This window comes from Rothia sp. HMSC071F11 (assembly GCF_001809115.1).
Taxonomy (GTDB): Bacteria; Actinomycetota; Actinomycetes; order Actinomycetales; family Micrococcaceae; genus Rothia; species Rothia dentocariosa.
On record NZ_KV795763.1, the window covers coordinates 154,895 to 181,152 of the forward strand.

Consider the following 26,258-nt stretch of genomic DNA (forward strand, 5'->3'; position numbering starts at 1 on the left):
AAATCTATAATTGATACCTTAACACCGCAGAGTAATAAAGGATGAATAATATGTCAGACTTATTATCCCTACCAGACATTAAAACAATAGAACCGCCACAAGAAAATGAAACCGATATGATGTTTAAAGTTGAAGCAGTCGGACCACCTGAACGTTGTCCTGAATGTGGTTTTGACAAGTTGTACAAACACAGTTCAAGAAATCAACTAATTATGGATTTGCCCATTCGTTTAAAGCGAGTGGGATTACAATTGAACCGTAGACGATACAAGTGTCGTGAATGCGGATCTACCTTCTGGGAACGCCTAATATCTGTAGATGAAAAGCGTAGTATGACCAAAAGGCTTTTAAAGTCCATTCAAGAGCAATCCATGTCTAAGACCTTTGTAGAAGTCGCAGAAAGCGTTGGTGTTGACGAGAAAACCATTAGGAACGTTTTTAAGGACTATGTGGCACTCAAAGAACGTGAATACCAGTTTGAAACTCCTAAGTGGCTTGGGATAGACGAGATACATATTATCCGTAGACCTCGGCTTGTATTGACTAATATTGAACGCAGGACTATTTATGACATCAAGCCTAACCGTAACAAGGAAACAGTCATCCAACGTCTTTCAGAAATCAGTGACAGGACTTACATTGAGTAAGTCACAATGGATATGTGGAAGCCCTACAAAGACGCAGTGAACACTATCCTTCCACACGCTAAAGTTGTCGTAGATAAGTTTCATGTAGTTAGAATGGCTAATCAAGCCTTAGATAACGTCAGAAAGTCTTTGAAAGCCCATATGAGCCAAAAAGAAAGACGTACCCTTATGCGTGAAAGGTTTATCCTTCTAAAGCGTAAACACGATCTAAATGAACGTGAATCATTCCTCTTAGATACTTGGTTAGGTAATCTTCCTGCTTTAAAAGAAGCCTATGAACTCAAAGAAGAGTTTTACTGGATATGGGATACTCCTGATCCAGATGAAGGTCATCTTCGTTATAGTCAATGGAGACACCGTTGTATGTCCAGCAACTCTAAAGACGCATATAAAGACCTCGTGAGAGCCGTAGACAACTGGCATGTTGAAATATTCAACTACTTTGATAAAAGGCTCACTAATGCTTATACGGAGTCAATTAACAGCATTATTAGGCAGGTAGAGCGAATGGGTAGAGGTTACTCGTTTGATGCCTTACGAGCCAAAATCCTTTTCAATGAGAAGCTCCATAAAAAGCGTAAGCCACGATTTAATTCAAGTGCTTTCAATAAAGCTATGTTATACGATACTTTCAATTGGTATGAAGTGAATGATCACGACATTACAGACAACTTAGGTGTCGATTTTTCCACACTTATTAAGAATTTGGAGAAGGGTGATTTATAAGCCCTTTTCCACCATAAAATCCGAATACCCCTTAACAATACTATCCGAGACCTAGCATCTCAACGAGGACAAAGCACCTCTGAAGTTGCCCGCGAACTACTTGTTAAGGGGCTAGCGGCAGCTTAACTTAAAGTGAATAGGGGGCAGTTGAATCAGCTGCTCCCTCTTACTCTCAATCCCTGAGGCACCGGGCTATACCCAGAGTTTTACCTACGCAAGTTCAGATGCAGATGCGAGTAGGACAATAAATTCTAAGCCACTTCCTGCCTCTGAGGCTGTTCCTTAGGCTTTTCTTCGGGCGTTTTCGGGAAGCCCATCACCGCCGAGAGCAGGACGAACGCACAGATAATAGAGACCATCAGAATCGTCCTCTCCCCCGGAATTACCGCGAGCAGGAGCGAGGAAATAATACCGCTTCCATATTGGAACGACCCTAAGAGTGCCGCAGCGGAACCGGCAATGGCGGGTTCCACAGAATTTAGGGCGGCGGCGTTCGTGCAGGCGGCAACAATGCCGTTCATACTGAACACCAGGAACACCGGAATCGCCACGCCCCACAGGCCGCCCACATCCGCAGCAACAGTTATCACGGCGAGTATAGAAGCCGCCCCGGCAACCGCAGTCGAAATACGCAGCAGAAAATCTAGACTATAGCGCTGCACAAATCGTCGATTGAAACTGCTAAGCACCATCACCCCGATGATATTCACGCCGAAAAGCAGACCGTAATAGCGCGGATCAACCCCGAACCTCGTGATATACACGCTCGACGATGCCGTGATAAAAGCGTAAATCGCCACGTAAAAGAAACACACGCACAGCACGTACCGCATAAAAGTGCGACGGCGCAGCAGAAGCGGATAACTTCTAAACGCCGCAAGTACCGTACTGCTTTCACGTTTATTCTCAGGCAGGCTCTCGGGCAGGAAAAAGACCAAAAGCAGAATAATGGCACTGATGGTCACAATAGCCCAGAAAGTCAGCCGCCACCCGCCCGAGACCACCAGGAACCCGCCAAGAAGCGGCCCGGCAATCGGCGCAATCGCCATAATAAGCACAAGAGTAGAAAGTACCTGTGCCGCACGCACGCCCTGATACATATCACGCACGATAGAAGAGTATTGTGGGGTTTTACCCGCACAGGTGAAAACTGCGGGCGTCACGAGCGTTAAGAGCCCCCCCCCACTCCCCCATGCAGGTGGTGCGCATAACTTGTGTATATTGTGCATAGATTAGGTAGGCCACCTATAAAACCACTTGTCAGATGAATTTTAGACCGACCGGAGCGCCGCATCCCAGGTGGAGGCGAGGCGCACCGCGGCGGCGGCGAGCGCATCCAGCTCACTGGCGTAGACCGGAGTGGACCGCACACCCGCGCACCAGTCAATCGTGCCCAGACCCAGCCAGGGTTTGCCGGGGAAGAACTCGCGCCGCAGCGCCACACGGCGTTTCCCCAAAGCCCGACGACCGGGCACATACCCGCCGCGGCTAATGAAAAATTCATCCCGGCGTTCGGCGAGAACCTGCTGATCCAACACCCGCAGAGCATTAACCCAGCTGGGCTCCCCCATCTTGGGCAGGTCGGTTAATTCGGGATATTCCTCATCACGCTCGGTCACGCTCACACCCAGAATGTACTGATACCGCACCTGACCCAGCTCGTCGGGAAGCCCACGGTCGGCACTCTGAACCGTTCCGCACAGATGCCGTGCCACGGGTTCGCCCGCCAGGTTCACACCCATCAGCGGCAACTCGGGGCCGTCAAGGTACAGTCCCACCGCGCCAGTTCCCGTAATATTTGGGCGCACCAACCAGCCAGGCAGACCCTGCTCTAGCGCCGGATGCACCCGTTGAAGAACCTCAAAAACCTGCTCACGTGAAACCGCCATTGCATTCCTCTCAGCACTTTCACCCTGCGTTTACTTTCTTCCATTGTCTCGCACAGGTCTGGCGTATGCGGCACGCCACAAACCTGCGGGTATCGTAGCGGCAACACACACGGTAAGATAGCAGACGTTGCGCCTAAAACTGCGGGCCGCACTCCTCTACTCCTGAGCCGTCGAAAGGAGGCCGACCGTGTTCAATATCGAGCCCGAGACGCTGTTCCGTATCGTAGATATTGCAGCCGTAGTGGCTAATGGCCTGCTCGGCGGAGCAGTGGCGCGCGCCCTGCGGTTCGACATGGTGGGCTTCTTGCTACTGGCGGTCGTCTGCAGCATGGGCGGCGGCATGATTCGTGACATCCTGCTGAATGTGGGGCTTCCAATAGCGCTTACCGACGGCTGGTACTGGGTGGGCGCTATTACCTCGGCGGCGTTGGCGTATGTGCTGGATCTGAGCTCAAACTGGGCCACCCGCGCCCTTGTGGTCGTAGACTTTCTGGGTATGGGCTGTTGGGCGGCTACCGGCACCATCAAATCTCTTACCCTGGGGCTGCACTGGCTCCCAGCAATCGCGCTGGGGGTGACAACGGCGGTTGGCGGCGGGGTGATCCGCGATATTATGGTGAACCGCATCCCCGCTATCTTCGGCGGGAACTCGCTCTACGCCACGGTGGCGTTCGTGGGCGCCGCCGAAACGGCAATTTGTTTCAGGATGCTGGAACGCCCTCATGTGGCGATCGCTATGTCTGTGCTCACCTGCACGGTGTTGGGTATTGTGGCGCGGTGGCGCGACTGGCGACTGCCGATGCCCACCACGCTGAAGGTTCAGCGCCCGCGCCTGCTGGATGTATTCCGTCGCGACCACGAACATCTTGAGAACGAAGGCTGGGCACCGGGCACGCCGCTCACAAATCAGCTGGATGTGATTACAGAGGACCAGATTCAGGCGTACCGCGATCAGCTGCATCGTGAACGGGAGCAACGCGGTAAGTAACGGGTCTGCTACTTCGCCCTGAGAGGTTCCTCAACGCTGTTCGGAAAGAAACGATAAAGGCGGCGGGATGCTCATGTGTGCCAAGCACCCCACCGCCACAAAAGTACCCTGCGACCGCCGCGAAAGCCCCCTGTCGCAAGGCACTCGTATTAGCATACCCGTAAACCTATCCCTAAGGGTAGGGTTTTAAGCTGTCAAGTGGTTAACCCGATTTAGATTTTCGGGTGGAAACAATATAAATATATAATTTTGTGTTTCTGACGATTAATTTTCTTCGGCCCGATGCGCCAGCGATACGACCGCGCTAAAACACCCCAACCAGCCCTATTTTCTGCCTTCTTAGCCCATCCAGCCCCTCTTGCGCTGACAGAAGGACAGCATCATCACAATATCATCACAACTTTTTGTGAAGATGTTGTTATGACGCTTGTTGTCGTTGCGTCTCATAGGGAAAAACCCCTGATATTTCAAGGTTTTTGCGACTGTTCGGTCATCCCAGTATCATGACAACTTTTTGTAATGATGTTGTGAAGATGTTGTGATGATGACCAGCCAAGCACCCCAGATGCGGAACATACCGCCCCCCATTTCTGTAGGGCAGGAAGATGCGCACCTATCACACAAGAACGGCAGCCATTTGGAAGCTTATTACTCCCAAACAGCCGCCGCTGTGAAGATTAGGCCTACGACAGTCGCCGAGCTACGCCGTGACCTGGCGCTTCGAGGAAATCACGCCGGTGTTGAAGCCCGCAAGGTGAAGTCCACCATGGAAGCGTGCGTGCTCGATCTTCACGCATCGGTCCATGACCACGTTCAGCCCAGCTGCCTCACCAATTGCGGCAGCTTCCTCATTCCATGAGCCCAGCTGCATCCACACGGTTTTTGCGCCCAGATCAACCGCCTCCTGAACCACACCCGGGAGGTCTTCATTGCGGCGGAAAATCTCGACGAGATCGGGCACCTCAGGTAGATCCTGAAGCGAGGCGTACACCGGCTGCCCCAGCACGGTCTTGCCTTTCGCCGCAAGAATCGGGTTCACAAAATACACTGTATACGGCGATGAAGACAGCAGGTAAGTTGCCACAAAGTTTGAGGCGCGCGAAATTTTATCGCTCATCCCCACAATCGCGATAGTGCGGGTATTGCGCAGAATGTTCAGCCGCTCGGGGGCGCTCGGGCCTACCCAGGTACGTTTCTCAGTCATTAGTTGCCCTCCTTCGCGGGTGCATCCTTGGGTTCTGAGGCGCCCGAAGCTGCGGCGCTATTCGGCAGTGCGCAGGCGACGCCCTGCTGCGGGTCAGCCTCTTCGGCGGCGAGAGCCTCTTGCGCCGCAACGAGCTTATCGGCACTGGATTCGCCCACACGTTCACCCGCGTGGTTCATGCCAGTCGCGTGGGTGAGCGCCTGGTCAAGGTCCCAAATAATGTCTTCAACATCCTCAAGCCCAACCGAAATACGAATCAGGTCTTCGCCCACGCCCGCAGCAGCAAGCTGCTCACTGGAAAGCTGCTGATGCGTGGTCGAACCCGGATGCAGCACCAGAGTGCGCGAGTCACCAATATTCGCCAGATGCGATGCCAACACAAGCGCACTAATGAACTCGCCGCCAACCACGCGGCCGCTCGCCTTATCGGTGCCCTTCACCCCAAAAGAGAACACAGACCCAACGCCCAGCGGCAACAGTTTTTTCGCGCGTTCGTGGTGCGCATGTCCCGGCAAACCGGCGTAGTTTACGTAGGCGATGCGCGCATCCTCAACCAGCCAGTCCACGACCTTTTTCGCGTTGGCGAGGTGCGCATCCATGCGCTGCGGGAGGGTTTCGACACCCTGAAGCAGGTTGAATGCCGACTGCGGTGAGAGCGCAGGGCCGAAGTCGCGCAGCTGCTCGGAACGCAGTTTTGTGAGGAACCCGTATTCGCCGAAGTTCCCCCACCACGAGACGTTATTGTACGAAGGCACCGGCTCGGTCATGAGCGGGAAGTTGCCGTTCGCCCAATTGAACCGTCCGCTCTCAACAACCACGCCGCCGAGGGTGGTTCCGTGCCCGCCCAGGAATTTGGTGGCGGAGTGAATCACGATGTCGGCCCCGTGTTCTAGCGGGCGAATCAGGTACGGGGTTGAGATAGTGGCATCCACGACGAGGGGGATTCCCGCCTCATGGGCTACGGCGGCGAGCCCTTCAAGGTCTGCGATTTCGCCGGAGGGGTTGGCGACGACCTCTGTGTAGATTGCCTTGGTGTTCTCGGTCAGCGCCGCCTTGTAATCCGCAGGGTCGGTGCCTTCCACGAAAGTGGTTTCGATGCCGAATCGGCGCAGGGAGACATCCAGCTGGGTGACTGTTCCGCCGTACAGCTGGGAAGATGCCACAATATGGTCGCCCGCCTGGCAGAGCGCGGCGAAGGTGATGAACTCGGCGGCCATGCCGGATGCAGTCGCCACCGCCCCGATACCGCCCTCTAGAGATGCGATGCGTTCTTCCAGCGCGGCAACGGTCGGGTTCGATAGGCGCGAGTAGACGTTGCCGTATTTCTGCAGGGAGAAGAGGTTGGCGGCATCGTCGGTGTCTTTGAAAACGAACGAGGTGGTCTGGTAGATAGGGACCGCGCGGGCGCCGTGTTCAGCGTCCGGGGTGCCGCCCGCGTGCAGGGCGCGGGTGCGGAATCCGAAAGTATATTCAGCCATGCATGACTCCTGGTTGGCTTAGCGCAGCCGAAGGACGCGCCAAGGTCGAGGAACAGAGGTACTCAACCCTATACTGTGCCACGGTCCCCGGATGCGCCAAGTGCGCGTAGCAATGTGTCGTTTGTGTCGGTTTATGACGGGAATTAGAACATGCAAGCAATTGCGTCACCAGCATATATATTTCTTGTCTAGCAACTCGACCACTCAAAGATCACGTTCGAGAAGTCACCCGCCGCCAGCTGTTCGGGCGTTATCAGCCAGTTTGCGGAGCCCGCATCGCCCCAGAGGAGTTCCGGGGTCTCTTCCTCCGATTCCCAGTCCGCCTCAGAAACAATGGTCAGCAGGTTCACCGTGTGCCCCTGCAGGTTCTCGTCGAAATCCCGCGGGTCATTCTGAATAAAGTAGGGGTAACCGCCAATCCGAGAGTACTCATCACTCTCCTCATACGGGAGAGTAAGCTCCTCAACGGCGTCCGTCCGCTGAATCCTCGCCCGCTCGTCGTCTCCCGTGGGCAATTTATCCTCGGGATACAGCTCGTCCCACACTCGTGCAAAATCGGGATAGTAGTAGTGCGCAGTACCGGTAACTCCCTGCTCGACCACGCTGAACGAGAGCGCAAATTCCACGCTCTCCGGTTCGATAGGCCAACCGATCGTGTCCCAGTCGATCACCGGCAGCGGCGCATCCGGGTTCGGCTCACCCACGCTCTCGTGGTAGAGCACCCGCCAGTTCTCTTGAACCGCAGGCTTGTTATAGTCATACCCCCACACGGTGTCGTGAGGGTCAATCCAAAATTGAAGCATACCGTTCTTTGGGTAAATATTATTTTGCGGCAGCTGCGCACAGTTAATCTGCGCGATCATGCCTAGGGGCTGGCCGGATGCGTTCGTCGGCGCGGATTCTCCCACAGGCAGGTACGGCACTCCCCCGAACTTAGAGGCGGTCTTCGGCAACGGCTGCTGCGATGGGGTTGCCGTAATCCTGATAGCCTGCTTGAGTTTTCCCTGATTCATAACATCGAGGACTCGACGCACCTGCGCTTCGGTGTTTTTAGCTGCATTCTGCTCGGTGGTATTCATGTGTTCCTCCGGGTGGTTGGTTCAGTGCTACAACCATCAGAACACATTTTGCGGTGCCGTGCGCAGAACTTCGTCACTCGTGCGCTTATTCAACGGTGTATTTTTTCTGGGAGGCCACACGCTGCATGATTCGGAACATGACTCTAGGCGTCCCAAAGGTTCAAGGGGTGTGGTGTATCAAGTAGCTTGAGTACACCACAACCCCTTGTATAAGAATTATCGAGCGGGCCGGTTAGCTGCTCGACCACTCAAAGATCACGTTTGAGAAATCGCCCGCCGCCAGCTGTTCGGGCGTTATCAGCCAGTTTGCCGCGCCTCCGCCGCACCACATGAGCTTAGGTGAACCGTCATGAGGCTCAGCCCAGTCCACCTCAGAAACAATGGTCAGCAGGTTCACGGTATGCCCCTGCAGAGCCTCGTTGAAGAACCGGGGGTCGCTCTGCACAAAGTAGGGGTACCCGCCAATCTTCGAGAATTCGTCGTTCTCCTCAATCGTGAGGGCGGCACCCTGCGCCTCCTGGTAGCTTTCAAGCTGCGCTTCGGGGTACATCTTATTCCACACGCGCGCGAAATCTTCATAGTAGTAGTTGGCGGCGCCGGTAATACCCTGCTCGATCGCCTCGAACGAAAGCGCAAACTCGGTCTGTGTGGGTTCAACGGGCCAATTGTCCTTGGGATCCACGGCAGGAAGAGTCGTGTTCGGGTCTGGCCTGCCCACGTTCTTGTAATAGATAACCCGCCAGTTCTCCTGAGATGCAGGCTTCGCGGCATCGAACCCCCACGCCTCGTCCTTCGGGTCTATCCAGAATTGCACCATGCCAGTTTTTGGATAGATATCATTCGGCGGCAGCTCTGCACAGTTAATCTGCGCGATCATCCCCAAGGGCTGACCACTGGAGTTTGTTGGCGCCGAAGCACCCATAGGTACATAAGGAATGCCCCCAAATTTTGAGGCTGTCTTTGGCAGCGGGGTTTTAGAGGCAGTTGCCGTGATGCGTACCGCCTGCTTGACGTGGTCTTTATTGAGCGCATCGGCAACATGCTGCGCTTTTTCTTCTAGAGTGCTCATGGACATCCTCCAAGGCGTGGTTAATGGCATGTATTAACCATGAGAACACACTTTTTTATAGTATGCCTTGAATATCGTTGTGGGGTGAAAAACGAACGCATCCGCATACTACACAATGTGAACCAGTACGACCGCACCCTTGCCCGGAATCCCTGGAGAATTCCGGGCAAGGGTGCTGTCGCTGTGATGCGCATACTAGATATTTTTGTCGATTTCCTCGATCACGCCTAGGGCCGCGGTAATTCCCGCGTTCAGGTAGAACATATCGGCATCTACCTTATGAGCGTGCTTCTCCTTGACCGCCTTCAGGCTTTCCCACAGTGTCTCAGAGGTGAGCTTGGATTCGTCGCCGCCCTGCACACCGTAGAAGAGGTAGTCGCCGTCTGCCTGGTCGAGGTTCTCGGAACTCAGGTCAATCGAGGTCTTGCCTTCCTGCTGCGCGGCGGGGCGGGTGAGGGAAGCATCCTCACAAATGGAGCCCACAAACGAAGATTTCGCGTATACGCGGGTACGGTCCCCAGCAGCGTAGAGGAATGAGAAGGTCTTCTCTTGACCGGCTTTCTCGCCCAGTTTCTTGGCTTTATCCTCGTAATCCTTGAGCATCTCCTCAGCTTTAGAGGTAGCACCCAACGCCGAGGCGATCATCAGGAAGTCCTGTTTCCAGTTATGTCCGGTACCCTCGGTCACCACGGTTGGGGCGATCTTTGAGAGTGATTCGTAGACCTCTTCCTTTTTATTGGTGTTGTTAATCAGGATGAGGTCGGGGTGCAGATTTGCGATAGCACCAAGGTCGGGTTCGGTGCGCTTGCCCACCTTGGCTATCTTATCGAGTTCGGCCGACTTATCGGAGAACTTGGTCTTGAGGTATTCGGGTACGAGGTCGGCATCGTTAGCGGTTGCTGCACCGATGGGTACCAGACCCAGAGCGAGAACATCGTCAAGCTGCCCGGTCGAGAGGATAACCACGCTCTTGGGGGCAGATTCAATCTTGGTTTCGCCGCGGAAATGCTTGACCGTACGCGGGAATTCGCCGTCGCCTGCGGTCGAGCCCATGCCAGAAGGAAGGGCTGAAGGAGCGGGCTTTGCGCTCGTCGATGCAGAGGATGCGGACGCGTTGGAATCGGAAGAATTGGAAGACCCGCAGGCGGCAAGGGCGAGGGCGCTGAAAGAGCCCAGGGCAAGTACGCCGAAGGATCGTCTGGTCAATGAACGGTGAGAGTCCCTGTGTTGGGGTGAACTAGTATTAGCCATAGACTGAGGATACCCTTATAAAATAGATAATGCCATATCAGCCCCATATTGACGTAGGATAAATCACATAAATATGTCCTAAATATTATGCGGCTGCCGCCCAGATTTTCGAGCAGTAAATCGGCATAAGCCCCCCCGATCAGCACAAGATAGAGTACGCCTATGAGTTCATCGCCCCGCCGGGGTAAACAGCCCGTCGCCTCCAGGTCTGACGGGGCAGGCGCATCCGCCCGGAACACGACGGCGGCGCCAGCCGAACAGCCGAGCACGCCAAAGCCTTCGCTATCACGTTGGGGATTGGCACTTCTGATAGGGCTGGCTCTTTTAGCGGTTCTTATTGTGCTCTCCGGGGCAGTTGGCTCGCGCATGTTTTCCTTCGAGAAGGCGCTCGACGGATTTCTGCACCCGGATGCCGCCACGATCGAATCAAAACTGATTTGGTTCAAGCGGATGCCCCGCACACTCGCCGCTATTATGGTGGGCGCGGCGCTGGCGGTTGCGGGCGTTATCATGCAGGCGCTCTCGCGTAACCCACTTGCCGAACCGGGACTGCTGGGCGTGAACTCCGGGGCGGCTGTTGCGGTCGTTGTAGGCATCGGCATTTTCGGGGTATCTTCACCCTTCGTACAGCTGTGGTTAGCGCTCGCCGGTTCTGGTCTCGCGGCGGGCACGGTATTCCTGCTGGGCCTTATTGATTCCAAGCCAAACCTGGATTCTACCGCCCGCCTGGTGCTTACGGGCGTTGCGGTGAATGCCTGTTTGGGAACGATCACCGGCATTATTACTATGTTCAATTCCCGGGCTTTCGACTCACACCGGTTCTGGGTGGTCGGTTCCCTAGAAAACCGCACCTACGAGCAGGTTTTCACGGCGCTTCCTCTCGTGGTGTTGGGGCTGGTTCTATCGTTCATTCTGATCGGCCCCCTGCGTGCTCTAGCGCTAGGTGAGGATGCGGCATCCGGCTTGGGCGTGCCGGTCACCCTCGTGCGCGGTGCCTGTATCGTGGCGATTATGGCTCTATGCGGCGCGGCGACTGCGGTAGCCGGACCCACCGGATTTGTGGGGTTGGTGGTTCCGCATGCGGTGCGCTTGCTGGTGGGTACCGATATTGCGCGGGTTTTGCCACTTTCGCTCGTCTACGGACCGGTGCTGGTTCTGACCGCCGATATTGCCGGACGCATGATCGTTCCGCCCGGGGAACTTGAGGTCGGTATCGTGACCGCGTTCATCGGCGCGCCCGTGCTCATGGTCCTGGTACTTCGGCTTAGTTCCGGGGCGAAAGGCCGGAAGCGCAGCATCTTGGGTGTGAAGGCGGCACAGCACGAACAGGCAGGGGCGGCTCCGCAGACGGCGGGAGGTTCCCGGTGAACCAAACGACGCACACGAATAAGCTCAACGCGGCGAGCACATCCCCGAATCCCCGCAGAAAGTCTGGCAAACGACCGACTATTCCCGGGCGGTACCGCACTCCCCTGCCGCGCACACTTTTGGTAATTGCGATCATGGTAGTGGCCGCCTGCATGACGCTCATGTATGGCACCTACAATATTTCCCCCGCTAACGTCTTGAGCGTGCTTTTTCAGGGCGGTGGCAGCGATATTGACCGGTATTTTATTCTGAATCAGTATCTGCCACGAATCGTGGCAGCTGCTGTGGTGGGTGCGGCGCTGGGGCTTTCCGGGGCTATCTTCCAATCGGTTTCCCGCAACTCCCTCGGTTCACCGGACATCATCGGCTTCACGGTCGGTTCGGCAACCGGCGCGCTCTCCATCATTCTGGTCGGTTCCTTCGACAATTCCGGCGTGAGTATCGGCATGGGTGCACTTATCGGCGGCTTCCTCACCGCCACCGTGGTGATGCTGCTTGCGGGTATACGCGGCGGCGCTTCTATGGGGCAGCGCATGGTACTGATCGGTATTGCGGTCAGCGCTATGCTCGCATCGGTCAATGATTACCTGATCACACGCTCCGATCTGGAAAAGGCGGAGGCAGCCAAGACCTGGCAGCACGGCTCGCTCAATGCGATTTCTTGGGCCCAGGTGACAGCACCAGCGATAGCGCTTGCGATTACGATTCCACTCGTGCTGATGCTCACCCACTACCTGCGCACCCTAGAACTGGGCGAAGACCTGGCGGCGGGCTTGGGCTTACCGGTGCGACGCACGATCAATATTTTAGTAGCCGCAGCAGTACTCTTGGTGGCGGTCGCTATCTCAATGTCAGGGCCCATAGGTTTCTTGTCGCTCGTTGCCCCGCAGATTGCGCGGCGGCTGTGGAATACTCCAGGTGCGGCGATGTGGCACTCAGCGCTTCTGGGTTCAGCCCTGTTGGTGACAGCTGACTATGCGGCATCACGGATTCTTTCACCCTTCCAGATTCCGGTCGGGCTGATGACCGGTGCTCTGGGCGGTGCCTATATGCTGTGGCTTCTGCGCCGGAGTAAGTGATTTAGTTAATCGAAAACGCCGCTTTGAAGTGCGCAGGATTTAGTCGCTTTACAGGGACCCTGTCAGACTCGTTCGTACCTCACTCGCCTGACATCCCTAGGCGCTTTAAATCCTGTGCACTTCAGATATTCGATAATTTTCGTGCTACAAAATCAACCCGCACAGTTATATTCCAAAAACGGTATATAAACTTGTCAGAGTATATATTCCACATTCCGTATCTGGAATATATGCTGTATAAAAACCTCTCTTGGCGGCTCGGCACGGTTAAAGTGTCAGGGTGCCTAGGTACCGTCGAGGTATCAGAAAAATACCCCGCACTTTCACGGGGCGGCACCCCACCGAGAGAGGATCAGCACCTATGGCACAGCACCCCCTAAGCGCATCCCGCATCGTTGCAACCGCCGAGGATATTGTTAGCGCCGATCATCAGTTCCTCATGTCCACGGGAACGCTCGTACACCACGAAACCTTCAATATAGAGGCTATTCGCCGCGATCTAGAACAGCTCATTGCCGAGCGTGTTTGTCTACAGGTCGCCCCGGCGTCAAATTCCTGCGCCCGGATGCTCACTCAGCATCGTTATGGCGAGGCCGGATTCCAGCAAAATCTTCACGAATTACGCCGGGCGGCGCAGAACGCTATCCTAATGGTTTTCCCGCACGATCAGCTTGAGATTGGTCTTCGTTTCGAGCGGATTCAGGGCACCAAACTGGCACTGACGCATATGTATTGCAGCCCCCGTTACGGCGATGCCTGGTATAAGCATTGGGCGCCGCGGGTGCTGCCCTTGGAAGGGTATGCTTTCGCCACCGAGAGCCGCCCGGGTTCCGGTGATTTTAGGATTAATACCGCGCAGTTCCTCAATATGCTGGGCCTGCTGGAAGTCGCCATGATGGGGCTTGACGTGAGTGAATGGGACCTGTGGGAATGCGAAAACCTCAAAGACGCCTGCACCAAATTCAAACGGGAACGCCGGGATGTGCGCCGTCGCATCCGCGAAGATTACGGTATGACCGCTTAGGTTTTTCGGGCAGAGCAAAGCTCCCCACCACCGAACGATGCGGTGCGCGGAGAGCCAGCACGGTTACGGATTAGCCACGGTGTGCGTAACGGTACAGGAACGCCGCCATAGCCTCACGACTGATGCTCTCGTGGGGACGGAACGTTCCATCACCCCAACCGGTCGTAATCTTGCTGTCATGCAGCCAAGCAATTTCACGGTAGAACATGTTCTGTTCGGGAACATCCTTGAAGGGCGCATTCTGCACTTCAACCGGCGGTTTCCCAGAGTACCGGTAGAAGAATGCCGCCATAGCCTCGCGGCTGACGGGATCGTGCGGGCGGAAGGTCTTATCAGGCCAGCCGGTTGTAATACCCTGCTGCTGGAACCAGACGATTTCCTTGTAGAAGGGATCGCCTTCCTTCACGTCGGTAAAGGGAGATTCCTTCGGCAGCTGTACCTCAGGCGAGCCGGACATACGGTAGAAGAACGCCGCAATAGCCTCACGTTCGATGCTTTCGTGCGGGCGGAACGTACCATCGACCCAGCCGGTCGTGATGTTCTGCCCGGCAAGCCAGGTAATCTCGCGGTAGAACATATCGCCTTCATGCACATCGGAGAACGACTGAACGGGCTCTGCCGGTTTACTCGGCTCAGGGTCGGCTGGCTTGCTGGGCTCCGGCTCGGCAGGTTTCGACGGTTCCGGTGCTGGGGTCGTCGGGGCCGGGTCCGCCGGTTTACTCGGTTCATGGGTTGGAGCAGGGTCAGCGGGTTTGGTAGGCTCAGGCGCTGGTGCCTCGGAGCTTTCCGACGGCTCGGGAGTCGGTGTTTCAGCCGGTTTGCTGGGCTCGGGCGCGGGTTGCGTCGGCTCAGGGGTGGGTTCCGGGGTCGGATCAGCAGGTTTCGGCTGTTCGGGTGCCGGTGTCTTGGCGGTATTCACCAGGCGGTTGAGCCACAGGTTAGATTCCAGGCCGTCATTCTTCTCAACCATCGTGGGGAAGATAATATCCCCGTTCGGCAGCTCAAGCGCGTTGTACGACCCGCTCTTATCGGTCGAACGCAAGTCAGAGAGCGGCACATCGTGATCGAATTCGAGGGTCTTTGACATCCAGACCAGACGGCCGTTTGCGGAATCGACCGCCACAATCTTGTCGCCAGCGGTGAAGAACGAGGCGATCGCCCCCATACCGTGCGGCGCGGTGGAGCTTTCGCGCACCGTTGTGAAGGAAGAACCATCGTACTTGAGAACCTGCACGGCACTGGCGCTTGCGGCGTAGTTATTCCACCGGTAGACGTATCCGTCTGGAGTGGTGAGCAGGCCGTTGAGGCTGGGTGCCTCTTCCGCATCTTTGGGCTGGGTTTGCTCAACCACCGAAATACCCTGAGCACTCAGGTGAAGCAGCTGACCGTTCTGAATCTTGTTGCCCTCTTCGTTGTACACAGATTTATTGGGGCTGTATAGGAACGAGCCGTCGGGCAGCGGCGCAAGCGTGCGGGTGCTTCCGGTGAAAACGTCGCCATAATATTCGCTCAGGTCATCGGCGTGTGCCACCGAGGGGTCAAAATCCAGCGGAGATTTGACGGTTTGCGCTTTCACCGTGCCGTCGGATGCGACGTTGACGTACCGCGCTTGCCCGCTGCTATCGGCGGTGAGCACAGCCCAGCTGTTGGTCGCTTCGTTGTAACCGAGCGCCAGAATATTTTCGGATTCGCTGAAGGTGACACCCGCGAAGGTCCCCTGAGATACGAGCTTGCCGGATTCATCTACCCGGTAGCGTTCCAAGGCGCGAGTATTCGCGTTCACAAACACGATATCGCCGGTGGCGGGGTTGGCGGCAAAGTGCGCGCTGGAACCCATCGGCAGGGTTGCAGACTCGGTCTGCTGCAAAGTCTTTGGGTCGATGACCGCGTAGCGTGCATCCGCCCCGCCGCCGAAGCTTTTACCGGCCGCGTAGAAAAGATAAGAGCCCGCGCGCACGGTATTTTGCGGATTATTAATATCGGTACCCGAGTTCAGGCTCTCGCCCAGTTTATAGCCGCTGTTTTGGGCATCTTTCGCCTGAGTACCGGAATACGAGAAAGTAAGAGCGTCCAGCCCCACACCGTCCTCGTAGAAGTTCGAGAATGCGTGATTTCCCTCGGCGGTGAGGTTGGCAGCAACATTGTTCCAGGTGACAATGCCGTCTTTTTCACTCTGCTGAGCGGTTTTGAGCGAGAGCTTCGCCATCGGGATTTCGTGGGGTCCTTCCCACTGCCCGGAGGTGTAATTCTTGGTGCGCACAACCATGTAGAGCATGCCGGTGCCCTGTGCCGCATCCACTTCGATGCGCGGGTTTGAGAGCGTCAGGTTCAGCGAGCATTCTTCGGGTTTATTGCGGTCGGCGCAGTGCGAGATATATTGAACTTTGCCGGAGCCCTGAAGTGAAACTTGGTTGCCGTCTTCGGAAACTTTGGCTTCCTGGTTGGGGAAGGTGAACAGGTCGGTGGAGTTGTAGCTTGCGCCTTCGCTGACCTTGTACGGTTCGCCGATGTAGTTGCGGAATGAGGTTTTGATGCCCCAGGTGATATTTCCGGTGCTCTGGTTCTGTTCGGCGGCTACCGCTACACCGGAATCGGCGTGAGCGTTTACGGCCAAAAGCGGAGCTACGGGCAAGAGCATTGTGCCTGCGAGAGTGAGTGCGCAGATGCGTCTGAGGGTGCGCTGGCGCGATGCAAACGTGAAAGACATGTGTAATCCTCGTTGATCTATTGAGTTAGGACACCCTTAATGTAGCAACATGCTACCCTTAATACAAAAGAGCTTAACACCACTCTGTGAGGAGTTGTCGCTACAAAGTGTTCATACACTACAATGCCCTCACTTCGCTGCAATAGAGAGCTAACGACGACATGCAGACCACCGAAAAACTCTAGATTTTATTCGGTATTTCTAACGCTAAATACCGTGAGAATCTTTTTAATATGCTCTTCTAAAATACGTAATATTACGGCTAGAACCAGCCACGCTTCTTAAAGAAGAGATACACCGCCACACACGCCACCACCATGAGCACGAGCGACGCCGGGTATCCGTAGGTCCACTTCAGCTCGGGCATATTCTCAAAGTTCATACCGTAGATAGACCCAATAATTGTGGGCACCACCAGGATTGCGGCACCCGCCGAAATACGCTTCATATCTTCGTTTTGCTGCTGCGCCACAATCGTATCGTGCACCGTGAGCGTGTTCTGTAGGGATGTGCGCAGATCCTCTAGGCGCTCCTTAACCTGCACCACGTGATCCTGAATATTGCGGAACTGCCGTTGCAGCTCATCCTTTTCCTGCGCGATTTCGGTTGCGGTAGCACCCGTATAGGGGCTGATATCAAGTACGCCGTCACGAATCTGCTGCATGATGCGCGCGAGCATCATATCGAGCGGTTTGCAGGCACGCTGAAAATCAGCAACCTGGTTGAGTAGTTCATAGGTGCGGCGTGACAGTGTGCGGTCGCCAGCGCCGGTTTCTTGGAAAAGCGCATCCTCAATTTCATCGCCGTCGTTTTCAAGCCCTTCGAGCACCGGCATGTAACCGTCTACCGTCTGGTCGATGATGCGGTGCAGCAGGCGTATGGGCGAGCCGTCCGGAGTGGCGTAGATCAGGTTGAAGAGTTCATACACTGCCTGCTGCGGATGTATCTGGTCGTTCACGATGCTCAGCAGGTAATCACGCCCCAAGAACATGTGCATCTCGCCTAGACGCACCTCTTCTTCGGCATCCAAGTAAATCGCGGGACGTACCACCGCAAACAGGGAGCCTTCGTAGCTTTCAAGTTTGGCACGCTGATGCCCGTGCGAGGCGTCTTCGAGCGCAAGTTCGTGCAGGTTAAAGGTTTGCTGAAGCTCGCGCAGCTCCCGCGCGTTCGGGGTCATGTAGCCGAGCGCCACGCTTGCGCCGCCCTCACGGTAAGCATCAAGCGCCTCGGATTGGGTAACCCCCATACGGATGCGGTCCTGCAGCGGATAAATAGCACCGGTTACATACGACATAGGTTAAGTGTAGGGGTAGGCCCCCAGGTGCTAAAAAGAGCCTTTATTCGAATAAAGAGTATTTTTCGCCGCTTTATTCAAATAAAGGCTCTTTTTATGCAGGGGATTTATCGAATGCGCCGGTAGATCTGAGTTGCGGGGTCCCGTTCAAGTATTCCGTGATCCACGCCGTAGCGACGCACCAAAGCAGGGTCATCCGTGTACTGCCTGATGCGCTCGTTCATCTCACGCTCCGAACACTGCTCGGAGGCTGGAATACTCTTTTGAAGAATCCAACGCAAAAGAGCATCCTTATCCTGCGCGCGTGAGGGCCAGGTATGCACTCGTCCCTTGACTAAAAACCGCTCAACATCATCTGTTACCTGGTTTTTCGCGGATTTCAAACGACTCAAGTAGTCAGAGAATACCTCGGTAGCCTGCCAAAGCCCATCCTCTGACTTCTCAATGAGCCTGACTGCTTCAAGCCGCGCCAACAGTTTACGATCACGATAGTTAGGCGTTTTCGGCACATCCTGCACGATAACCTTGGCATATATTTCTCGGGATTCATCATTCGCCAGTGCAGCTATCACCGGCAAAATATCTTGCACATTATCCATCATTTAATTCTGCATCATTCCTACAACGTAAAAAGGCTCTTTATTCCAATAAAGCATTAAAAACGCCGCTTTATTGGAATAAAGAGCCTTTTTCTGGGAGGGAGCGGGAAAGAACCTAATCCATCAAATCGCGGACCACAATAGTCTGGTCGCGGTCGGGTCCTACGCCGATTGCCGAGATGCGGCAGCCGGAAAGTTCTTCAAGCTTATGCACATACTTGCGGGCGTTCTCGGGCAGCTCGTCCAGGGTTTTCGCATCCGAAATGCTCTCGTTCCAGCCGTCGAAGTACTCGTAAATCGGCTTCGCATGGTGAAAATCGGTCTGCGTCATCGGTATTTCGTCAAAGCGCACGCCGTCCACCTCATACGCCACGCATACGGGAACCTTCTCAAGTCCGGTGAGCACATCCAGCTTGGTAATAAACAGGTCGGTAAACCCGTTGATGCGCACCGCCTGGCGCGCAAGCACCGCATCGTACCAGCCGCATCGGCGCGGACGCCCCGTGTTCACGCCGAACTCACCGCCGGTGGTGCGCAGAAAATCACCCATCTTATCGAAGAGTTCGGTGGGGAACGGACCGGCGCCCACGCGGGTGGTGTACGCCTTTTGAATACCAATCACGCGGGAAATGCGGGTGGGGCCAACACCCGATCCCACGCAGGCGCCCCCGGCGGTCGGGTTCGAGGAGGTCACGAACGGGTAGGTACCGTGATCGACGTCGAGGAAGGTCGCCTGGCCGCCCTCCATGAGCAGAGTTTTACCCTCATCAAGCGCCTTATTGAGCAGCTGAGTAGTATCAACAATCATGGGTTTGAGCCGCTCGGCGTAAGACATGAAATAGTCCACGATTTCGTCTACCTCAACATGGCGGCGGTTATAGACCTTCACGAGCAGCTGGTTTTTCTGCCGCAGCGCGCCTTCAACCTTCTGCCGCAGAATCGACTCATCCAAAATATCCTGCATGCGAATACCCAGGCGCCCTACCTTATCCATATAGGCAGGCCCAATACCGCGCCCGGTCGTGCCGATCGCGCGCTTCCCCAAGAAACGTTCGGTGACCTTATCCATCGTCTGGTGGTACGGTGCCACCAGGTGAGCATTTGCCGAGATTTTGAGTTTAGAGGTGTCGGCGCCGCGCGCCTGCAGACCCTCAATCTCAGAGAAAAGTGCCTCCGGGTTTACCACCACGCCGTTGCCGATCACGGGGGTTGCGTTCTCGCTCAGAATGCCGGCGGGAAGCAGCTTAAGCTCAAATTTTTGGCCGTTCACCACCACGGTATGCCCAGCGTTGTTGCCGCCGTTCGGCTTGACCACATAGTCCGCGCGGGGTCCAAGCAGGTCGGTTGCCTTACCTTTACCTTCATCGCCCCACTGGGCGCCCACGATCACAACAGCTGACATTCTTGCTCCTCTAGGATGTACTCCCCGCCGTTTCGGCGGCCGTGCGCGGGTTCTTCAACCCTCTTAGGCACACATTTGTTAATCATAACGCGACCCCGTGATGGTGCATCTATTATTTAGCGGTTGCAACACATTTTTCCGTGAGTCTCTGCGGCGTAAACCCCGTGATTCGGCGGTAAAAGCCGCTTTGGAAGGCCAGCATACAAGATGCACGCCCGGGGCAACCTGCCGCGAGCGCGCATCCATGAATTATGCCCGGGTATATGCCCCAGGTACCGCATGAACCTTCTTATTTGAGAATCTTGATGAAGGTCATGGGGTAGTCGTACATTTCACCGCGATTAGCCGCGATAGCACCTAAGATGTGGAAGATAATCATGAGTATGCCGGTGACTGATACCACCAAAAACCATATCGGAGACAGGATGAAGAAGGTGATAACCATCAGGAGGAATGCGGCGGTGTTAATAACCCACATGGAGAAGTTGAAATTGAAGGCGCGGCGCGATGATTCTTTGGTGAATTCGTAGCCGGGCTTGTCTTTGTAGATGAGCCAGAAGATGAGCGGGGCTATGAAGCTCAGCGTGTTCAGCGACAGCAGCATGGCGAGAAGCGATGAGAGGTGCGCGAATATCGCCATGTTTTTTGCGTCCGGGGTAATACCTTGGTGGTTATATTCTGGCCGTTGCTGGCTGTACCCCGGACCCGGCTGTTGGTTATAACCGGGCTGATTCTGGTAGTTCGGCTGTCCGTTGTTGTAGTTAGGGTCGTAGGTCATAAGAACCTCCTCAATGCAGCGTGTTGGGCTGTGTTTTACAGTATATGCCGCCTACCTTAACGCAACATGGGAATCGTGGGGAGAGGATATTTATAGTCCTCACCGGAATTTGCTTTAACCGCCCCGATAATGTGGAACACGACAGCGGTAACGCCCAAGCCCGCGATCAGAAGCCACAGTATGGGAAACATCGCAAAGAACAGCATAAATGGTTCGCCGGATTGGCTTTGCGCCCCTATGATGAGGGATATTATCATCAGCAGAACCAGCAGCAGGAATGAACTGAAAATAGTGATCACTAGGGTCACACCCAGGTTGAAGGCTCGTGCGGCGGCGCTGCGTACTCGCTCATAGCCGGGCTTGTCTTTGTAAACCGCCCAGAAGATCAACGGAATTAAGAATCCTGCAATCCCGGAAAGATGCGCGAGCATCGCCATGTTGTTAACGTCGGTGGGCTGCTGTATCACATAGACCGGCTGCCCGTAGCCCGGTTGTGGGTAGCCTTGGTTCGGCTGCTGTGGGTTGTATCCCGGCGGGTATGGCTGCTGGCCCTGGTTAGGCTGCGGATTCTGCTGATAAGGGTCTTGGTTGGGGTCAAAATTTGGGTTTGACTGGCTCATGTTTTCACCCGTTCTGTGTGTTGTCGTCTCTGTGTTTCGTGGTTTCGTGTACGAGTTTTACCTCGCCTCTGTCTTCGGTAAGGATTGAGGTAAAACCCTGCCCGATGCACCCGCCGTCTCGGTACTATCGCAGGATAGGCAAGGTGGGCAGAGGGTACTTATAGTCTTCACCAGAGTTTGATTTAACCGCGGCGATAATCTGGAAAATAATCATCATAATCTGGACGACGCAGCTTATCAGAACCATGAGGGTTATGGGTGCGAACATCCCCATGGCACTGGAAACAGCGGTGCTCGGATCGTTAGTCGATGCCATACCGGGTACGACCATCGTAAAAATATAGACAAACCCGCTCAGCAGGGTGATAAGAACAATAAGGTATCCCGTCAGCCCAAAATTGAAGGCCCGCGCGGCGGCGCGGCGTGCCAGTTCGTACCCGGGTTTATCTTTGTAGATAGCCCAGATAACGAGCGGAATAATAAACCCACCTAAAAGCCCGGAAAGATGCCCCCACAGGGCGACCGTGCTGACATCGTTGGTTTGTTGAGTCACATATATAGGCTGCCCCGGTGGGTACGGCTGTTGGTGCTGACCCTGATTAGGCTGCGGGTTCTGCTGATAAGGGTTGTGGTTGGGATCAAAATTTGGCTGACTCATGACAATATTCCATTCTTGAGGCTGCTGCCCCACCCCGTCGGGTCTGATGCAGACTTCCATGCGAGCCGGGCACAGCATCCTTACCGTGCTCGACGATACGAGCAACTCAGCTTCGACAAGGTTTTTATTCGGTGTTTTTGGTCTTTTTATCATAGCGCGCACCATATTTATACGGTAGATTTTTGTGGCACGAATACCGGATGTTTTGAGGGAATATATAAACTATAGAAGTAAAGAATTTACATTTATGTATAAATTTTATAAATATTTTTAGTGTCCTTGATAAAACTCTAGAGTAAAACTTCTTAGAATTGATAGTGCAAGACACATCGTTTTTTAAAACGCGATGCGCTCGCATATCACACCGAACCATAGTTACCAAAAGTGCTGACTCGGGTTCGACACTATCAAACACAAGGAGCATCATGGCATCCACCAACACCTGGCGGGCGTGCACCCGCATCGGGTTATCGGCGGTTCTGGGGCTCGGTCTTATCGCCTCCACGGCGGTACCACTCAACGCAGCAGAGACACCGTTGAGAGGGCAAGACCCAGACCTGAGAACCTCACAACAGCACACGCAGCAGCAGGTACTCTCCCCCAGCATGCTAAAGGCGCAAGGCACCATACCGGTCTACGTCAAGTTCAAGGGTCAAGGTGCCTATGAGCAGACCCAGCCGCGGGCGGTTCTGCAGAACAGGCAGGCACCCGTGAACGCTCAGGCACAGGTGCAGGCGATCAAGACCCGCGTAGAGTCACAGGCGCAGTCCGTAGCAGGAGAATCGCACGCGAAAGTTCTATACACCACCCATAACGTGATGCCGGGCGTGGCGCTCATGGGCGATGCCCAGGCGATTCGTGATCTCGCATCCCGCCCGGATGTTGAGCGCATTAGCCCGATCGTGCCGAAATACCGTCAAAATGCGGGTTCTGTCGTCGATACCGGGGCCGCCGAGAATTGGGCGCGACAAAACACCGGGTATACCGGCAAGGGCATCAAGATTGCGGTAATCGATTCGGGCATTGATTACACACACGCCGACTTCGGCGGGCCCGGCACGAAAGAAGCCTTTGATGAGGCCACGAAACTCACCAATATGCCGGAAGCATCGTCCGGTCTCTACGACCCCGCGAAGTTCTTAGGCGGGTACGATCTTGCCGGTGACGACTATAACGGACTGAACACGGCGGTGCCCGATAACAACCCGATCGACTGCATCAGCGGCGGTCACGGCACCCACGTGGCGGGTACCGCGGCAGGTTGGGGTGTGGATGCGCAGGGCAAGACCTTCCGCGGCGACTATTCCACGCTGACACCTGAGAAACTGGGCGAGATGAAGATCGGTCCCGGTTCTGCACCGGATGCCCAGCTGTACAGCTTCCGCGTCTTCGGGTGCAGCGGTGCCACCAACCTGGTGGGTCAGGCTCTCGATAAGGTGCTCGACCCCAACGGCGACGGCGATTTTTCCGACCGCGCGCAGGTGGTGAACATGTCTCTTGGCGGCGAGTTCTCGCCCGAAGATGACCCGGAATCCTACGCCGTCGAAACGCTGTTCCGCCAGGGTGTGCTCGCTGTTGTCTCGGCGGGTAACGCGACTGGATACAACGGTGTAGGCGATACCTACTCGGACTCTGGCCAGCCCGCGAACGCCATTTCGGCGCTGACGGTGGCGAACTCGGTGGGTTCAACCTACGCCATGGATGCGGCGCAGATTCTTGCACCCAGCCAGATTGCCGGGAAGGTTCCGGGCGACTATTCGGTGGACTACAACTATTCGAAAGCCTCCGAAGAGGCCCTGCGGGGTCAAGTCGTTGCGGCATCCGCATCGAATAAGTTCGGGTGTGAAGCGTTCAGCGCCGAAGACGCCGCCAAAATCAAGGATCGGTGGGTCTTTATCGAGTGGGCGAACGAAGACGGTACTATTTCGTGCGGCTCGAAAGTCCGTTTCGACAATGCGGAGAAAGCTGGCGCTAAGGGTGTCGTCCTTTCCTCCCAGGAAGAGCGCGCCGAACTGGGGATCGCCGGGAACGAAACTATTCCGGGCTTCAGGGTGACGAAGAGCGCATCCGATAAGGTTCGCGAGGCCGCGCAGGCTGGCACCTTAGAGATTCGCCTGGGCGAAGACCTCAAGGGTGGTCTGCGCGTTCAGAGCGGTAAATTTGATGAGCTGACAACCTCAAGCGCACGCGGGTTCCACGGCTCATACGGGTACACGAAGCCCGATCTCGCCGCGCCGGGGAATAATATTTCCTCTGCCGCCGTGGGTACCGGAACGGGCTCGATTCAGTACACGGGTACGTCGATGTCTGCGCCCTTTGCCTCCGGTGTGGCGGCGCAGGTATTGCAGGCTCATCAGGATTATTCGCCGATTCAGATCAAGGCGGCGATGATGAACAGCGCAGACCATGACCTGCACGATGCCGACGGGCATACCTACGCGGTGGATCGCGTGGGTTCGGGGCGCATTGATGCGAAGGCTGCCGTCGATACCCGCGTGCTTCTGTACAACGCGGACCGTCCTGAGCAGGTCTCGCAGACTTTCGGCGTGCTGGAATATGCGGCAGATGCCGGTCAGCAGTCGCTCACCCGCGAGATGACGGTCGAGAATTTCGATTCCAAGGCGCACACCTACTCGATTTCCTATGCGGGAAGCACCGATATGCCTGGTGTTGAATTCTCGATGCCTTCCAGCATTACGGTGCAGCCGGGTGAGAAGAAGAATTTCCAGGTGAAGGTCACGATTGACCCTGCACGCTTGGAGAAAACTATGGACCCGGCGATGGAAAAGACCCAGTCCTCCATCGACCTGAACACGGGTAAGACCATGGTTCCCGAACAGGCACGGCAGTTTATCGCCTCCGAATCCGGGCGTATTAAGCTGACCGAAGGCGACCAAACCCTGCGCGTTCCCCTGCATGCGGCACCCAAACCGGTTTCGACCATGAAGGTTGCGGGCAACAACGTTCAGGTTCCCGCTGGCTCCTCCCAGACGCGAGTCACGTTAGAGGGCACTGAGCTGAACCAGGGCGGATACCGTTCCCTGCTGGGAGCCTTCGAGTGGGGCGCATCGGTGAATCGTGTTAACCCGAGCAACCTGTGGGTCAGCAGCGATATGAAGGCGAACCTGCAGCATGTGGGTGCGGCCTCGAACGCGCCCGCGCTCAAGGAAGCAGGCAAAGACCCGAACGAAGGTACGCTTTCCTTCGGCATCAGCACGTGGAGGAACTGGGATGTGATCTCTGAGGAAAACACCTTCACGGTTAATATCGATACAGACGGCAATAACCGCGCCGATTATGTGCTCAAAACTGACCGTTCCGCAGGGTTGGACTTCCCGATCGTGCGCCTGATGGGCTACAAGAACGGGTCTTTGGAGCAGCTCGCCTACTATCCGCTTAACGGCGCCTGGGGCGATACCGATACGAACATGATGGACACAAACACACTCATCATGAGCGTGCCCCTGAAGGATCTGGGTTTGACGGCTGAGAACGCCCCGCAGATTCGCTACAGTGTTGAGTCCATCACTCAGTACGAGTGGGAAAACGTCAGCCAGACCGACTGGATTACCTACAGCCCCTTCGCCCCGAAGGTGTGGTTCAGCGGTACCGAGTCGAGCATTCCCGGACTTTTCGCGGATGCCCCCGCCACCGAGCTGACGCTGCACCGCGCCTCGGATGCGGGTTCGGCTAAGGCTCTCTTCCTGCACCTGCACAACGGCACCGGGGACCTTTCGGGTTCCCAGGGTGCAAGCGGCGAGCGCGCCCAGGTGCTTCCGGTGAGCGAGCAGAGCACAGAGACCCCTTCTGCCCCACGCTTCACGGATGTGAAGGAGGGCGATATGTTCTACACCGAGATCGCCTGGCTGGCGCAGCGGCGTATCACGACTGGCTACCCGGATGGTTCGTTCCGTCCCGCCGAGAATACGAGTCGTGCCGCCATGGCGGCGTACTTCTACCGCCTGGCGGGTTCGCCGCAGTTCACCGCGCCGAGCACGCCCACGTTCAAGGATGTGGCTCCCGGCGACCAGTTCTACAAGGAGATTGAGTGGTTTGCGGCGCAGCGGCTGACGACGGGGTATGCGGATGGAACCTTCCGCCCGCAGGATGCGGTTAACCGCGATGCAATGGCGGCGTTCTTCTACCGGTATGCAGGCAGCCCGGCCTTCACGGCACCGGATAAACCCACGTTTAAGGATGTTGCCCCGAACAGCATGTTCTACCGCGAGATCGAGTGGCTTGCCGCGCAGAAGGTGACGACCGGGTGGCCGGATCAAACCTACCGCCCGCTGGAGCCTATCCACCGCGATGCTATGGCGGCATTCCTGTACCGCTACAACCAGGGCGTGCTCAAGGCTGAGGGCTAGTCCCTTCCCCTAATCCACCCCGCGAGCA

19 protein-coding genes and 1 pseudogene are annotated in these 26,258 nt (G+C 55.7%); 6 read left to right on the forward strand and 14 right to left on the reverse strand.

Annotated elements, in window-relative coordinates:
* Positions 1–50 precede the first annotated feature (50 nt).
* A pseudogene (locus tag HMPREF2554_RS12015) lies at positions 51–1,373 on the forward strand (ISL3 family transposase).
* 251 nt (positions 1,374–1,624) lie between these two features.
* Here HMPREF2554_RS12015 and HMPREF2554_RS08730 read toward each other — a convergent pair.
* Together HMPREF2554_RS08730 and HMPREF2554_RS08735 are read right to left on the reverse strand one after the other, a co-directional pair.
* The gene (locus tag HMPREF2554_RS08730) at positions 1,625–2,536 is read right to left on the reverse strand and encodes an MFS transporter (protein WP_246826043.1); all 912 of its coding nucleotides are present in this window, start codon (positions 2,534–2,536) and stop codon (positions 1,625–1,627) included.
* A gap of 108 nt (positions 2,537–2,644) precedes the next feature.
* A complete protein-coding gene (locus HMPREF2554_RS08735; protein WP_070554780.1) occupies positions 2,645–3,262 on the reverse strand; it encodes an L-alanine-DL-glutamate epimerase in 618 nt (205 codons plus the stop codon).
* 187 nt (positions 3,263–3,449) lie between these two features.
* Here HMPREF2554_RS08735 and HMPREF2554_RS08740 point away from each other — a divergent pair, with 187 nt between their 5' ends.
* Positions 3,450–4,250 carry a trimeric intracellular cation channel family protein gene (locus tag HMPREF2554_RS08740; RefSeq protein WP_004006482.1) on the forward strand — a complete coding sequence of 267 codons (801 nt, stop codon included), beginning with the start codon at positions 3,450–3,452 and terminating at the stop codon, positions 4,248–4,250.
* A gap of 700 nt (positions 4,251–4,950) precedes the next feature.
* Here the strand turns inward: HMPREF2554_RS08740 and HMPREF2554_RS08745 are convergent.
* The 5 genes from HMPREF2554_RS08745 to HMPREF2554_RS08765 form a co-directional block, all read right to left on the reverse strand.
* Positions 4,951–5,454, reverse strand: a complete 504-nt coding sequence (locus HMPREF2554_RS08745; protein ID WP_013398362.1) for a CoA-binding protein — start codon at positions 5,452–5,454, stop codon at positions 4,951–4,953.
* Entirely contained in the window at positions 5,454–6,932 is a 1,479-nt protein-coding gene (locus HMPREF2554_RS08750; RefSeq protein ID WP_070554782.1) for an O-acetylhomoserine aminocarboxypropyltransferase/cysteine synthase family protein, read from the reverse strand. The genes HMPREF2554_RS08745 and HMPREF2554_RS08750 overlap by 1 nt, the downstream gene beginning before the upstream one ends.
* Positions 6,933–7,120: 188 nt before the next feature.
* Positions 7,121–8,011 (reverse strand): YwqG family protein, encoded by an 891-nt coding sequence (locus HMPREF2554_RS08755; RefSeq protein WP_070554785.1) that lies wholly within the window; start codon positions 8,009–8,011, stop codon positions 7,121–7,123.
* A 232-nt stretch (positions 8,012–8,243) separates the two neighbouring features.
* A complete protein-coding gene (locus tag HMPREF2554_RS08760; RefSeq protein WP_070554787.1) occupies positions 8,244–9,080 on the reverse strand; it encodes a YwqG family protein in 837 nt (278 codons plus the stop codon).
* A 195-nt stretch (positions 9,081–9,275) separates the two neighbouring features.
* Positions 9,276–10,331 carry an ABC transporter substrate-binding protein gene (locus tag HMPREF2554_RS08765; protein WP_083297458.1) on the reverse strand — a complete coding sequence of 352 codons (1,056 nt, stop codon included), beginning with the start codon at positions 10,329–10,331 and terminating at the stop codon, positions 9,276–9,278.
* A gap of 162 nt (positions 10,332–10,493) precedes the next feature.
* On the opposite strand from HMPREF2554_RS08765, the gene HMPREF2554_RS08770 reads away from it, so the two are divergent.
* The 3 genes from HMPREF2554_RS08770 to HMPREF2554_RS08780 all read left to right on the forward strand — a co-directional run bounded on the left by HMPREF2554_RS08770 (position 10,494) and on the right by HMPREF2554_RS08780 (position 13,802).
* The gene (locus HMPREF2554_RS08770; RefSeq protein ID WP_070554791.1) at positions 10,494–11,699 is read left to right on the forward strand and encodes a FecCD family ABC transporter permease; all 1,206 of its coding nucleotides are present in this window, start codon (positions 10,494–10,496) and stop codon (positions 11,697–11,699) included.
* Positions 11,696–12,778 (forward strand): FecCD family ABC transporter permease, encoded by a 1,083-nt coding sequence (locus HMPREF2554_RS08775; RefSeq protein WP_070554793.1) that lies wholly within the window; start codon positions 11,696–11,698, stop codon positions 12,776–12,778. The genes HMPREF2554_RS08770 and HMPREF2554_RS08775 overlap by 4 nt, the downstream gene beginning before the upstream one ends.
* Before the next feature lie 361 nt (positions 12,779–13,139).
* Positions 13,140–13,802, forward strand: a complete 663-nt coding sequence (locus tag HMPREF2554_RS08780) for a hypothetical protein (RefSeq protein ID WP_070554795.1) — start codon at positions 13,140–13,142, stop codon at positions 13,800–13,802.
* A gap of 70 nt (positions 13,803–13,872) precedes the next feature.
* Here the strand turns inward: HMPREF2554_RS08780 and HMPREF2554_RS08785 are convergent, their stop codons facing one another.
* The 7 genes from HMPREF2554_RS08785 to HMPREF2554_RS08815 all read right to left on the reverse strand — a co-directional run bounded on the left by HMPREF2554_RS08785 (position 13,873) and on the right by HMPREF2554_RS08815 (position 21,863).
* Entirely contained in the window at positions 13,873–16,509 is a 2,637-nt protein-coding gene (locus tag HMPREF2554_RS08785) for an HtaA domain-containing protein (protein ID WP_070554797.1), read from the reverse strand.
* A gap of 262 nt (positions 16,510–16,771) precedes the next feature.
* On the reverse strand, positions 16,772–17,806 hold the full coding sequence (locus tag HMPREF2554_RS08790; RefSeq protein WP_070554799.1) for a magnesium and cobalt transport protein CorA: 1,035 nt from the start codon (positions 17,804–17,806) through the stop codon (positions 16,772–16,774).
* A 107-nt stretch (positions 17,807–17,913) separates the two neighbouring features.
* Positions 17,914–18,408: a DUF2087 domain-containing protein gene (locus tag HMPREF2554_RS08795; RefSeq protein WP_070554801.1), complete on the reverse strand. Its 495-nt coding sequence runs from the start codon at positions 18,406–18,408 to the stop codon at positions 17,914–17,916.
* Between the two features lie 112 nt (positions 18,409–18,520).
* Positions 18,521–19,807 (reverse strand): adenylosuccinate synthase, encoded by a 1,287-nt coding sequence (locus HMPREF2554_RS08800; protein WP_013398350.1) that lies wholly within the window; start codon positions 19,805–19,807, stop codon positions 18,521–18,523.
* Between the two features lie 289 nt (positions 19,808–20,096).
* On the reverse strand, positions 20,097–20,585 hold the full coding sequence (locus HMPREF2554_RS08805; protein ID WP_070554803.1) for a DUF4870 domain-containing protein: 489 nt from the start codon (positions 20,583–20,585) through the stop codon (positions 20,097–20,099).
* Between the two features lie 56 nt (positions 20,586–20,641).
* Positions 20,642–21,205, reverse strand: coding sequence for a DUF4870 domain-containing protein (locus HMPREF2554_RS08810; protein WP_070554805.1), 564 nt, complete (start codon positions 21,203–21,205; stop codon positions 20,642–20,644).
* 124 nt (positions 21,206–21,329) lie between these two features.
* On the reverse strand, positions 21,330–21,863 hold the full coding sequence (locus tag HMPREF2554_RS08815) for a magnetosome magnetite crystal formation protein family (protein WP_070554912.1): 534 nt from the start codon (positions 21,861–21,863) through the stop codon (positions 21,330–21,332).
* A gap of 425 nt (positions 21,864–22,288) precedes the next feature.
* On the opposite strand from HMPREF2554_RS08815, the gene HMPREF2554_RS08820 reads away from it, so the two are divergent.
* Complete coding sequence (locus HMPREF2554_RS08820) at positions 22,289–26,230, forward strand: S8 family serine peptidase (RefSeq protein ID WP_070554807.1); 3,942 nt, start codon at positions 22,289–22,291, stop codon at positions 26,228–26,230.
* The last annotated feature ends 28 nt before the right edge of the window (positions 26,231–26,258 follow it).

Bases quoted from the DNA above. Each gene is read 5' to 3' on its own strand.
- HMPREF2554_RS08750 (WP_070554782.1), bottom strand. From the start codon at position 6,932: ATGGCTGAATATACTTTCGGATTCCGCACCCGCGCCCTGCACGCGGGC.
- HMPREF2554_RS08745 (WP_013398362.1), bottom strand. From the start codon at position 5,454: ATGACTGAGAAACGTACCTGGGTAGGCCCGAGCGCCCCCGAGCGGCTG.
- HMPREF2554_RS08735 (WP_070554780.1), bottom strand. From the start codon at position 3,262: ATGGCGGTTTCACGTGAGCAGGTTTTTGAGGTTCTTCAACGGGTGCAT.
- HMPREF2554_RS08780 (WP_070554795.1), top strand. From the start codon at position 13,140: ATGGCACAGCACCCCCTAAGCGCATCCCGCATCGTTGCAACCGCCGAG.
- HMPREF2554_RS08760 (WP_070554787.1), bottom strand. From the start codon at position 9,080: ATGAGCACTCTAGAAGAAAAAGCGCAGCATGTTGCCGATGCGCTCAAT.
- HMPREF2554_RS08800 (WP_013398350.1), bottom strand. From the start codon at position 19,807: ATGTCAGCTGTTGTGATCGTGGGCGCCCAGTGGGGCGATGAAGGTAAA.
- HMPREF2554_RS08820 (WP_070554807.1), top strand. From the start codon at position 22,289: ATGGCATCCACCAACACCTGGCGGGCGTGCACCCGCATCGGGTTATCG.
- HMPREF2554_RS08805 (WP_070554803.1), bottom strand. From the start codon at position 20,585: ATGACCTACGACCCTAACTACAACAACGGACAGCCGAACTACCAGAAT.
- HMPREF2554_RS08790 (WP_070554799.1), bottom strand. From the start codon at position 17,806: ATGTCGTATGTAACCGGTGCTATTTATCCGCTGCAGGACCGCATCCGT.
- HMPREF2554_RS08765 (WP_083297458.1), bottom strand. From the start codon at position 10,331: ATGGCTAATACTAGTTCACCCCAACACAGGGACTCTCACCGTTCATTG.
- HMPREF2554_RS08755 (WP_070554785.1), bottom strand. From the start codon at position 8,011: ATGAATACCACCGAGCAGAATGCAGCTAAAAACACCGAAGCGCAGGTG.
- HMPREF2554_RS08810 (WP_070554805.1), bottom strand. From the start codon at position 21,205: ATGAGCCAGTCAAACCCAAATTTTGACCCCAACCAAGACCCTTATCAG.
- HMPREF2554_RS08785 (WP_070554797.1), bottom strand. From the start codon at position 16,509: ATGTCTTTCACGTTTGCATCGCGCCAGCGCACCCTCAGACGCATCTGC.
- HMPREF2554_RS08795 (WP_070554801.1), bottom strand. From the start codon at position 18,408: ATGATGGATAATGTGCAAGATATTTTGCCGGTGATAGCTGCACTGGCG.
- HMPREF2554_RS08815 (WP_070554912.1), bottom strand. From the start codon at position 21,863: ATGAGTCAGCCAAATTTTGATCCCAACCACAACCCTTATCAGCAGAAC.
- HMPREF2554_RS08770 (WP_070554791.1), top strand. From the start codon at position 10,494: ATGAGTTCATCGCCCCGCCGGGGTAAACAGCCCGTCGCCTCCAGGTCT.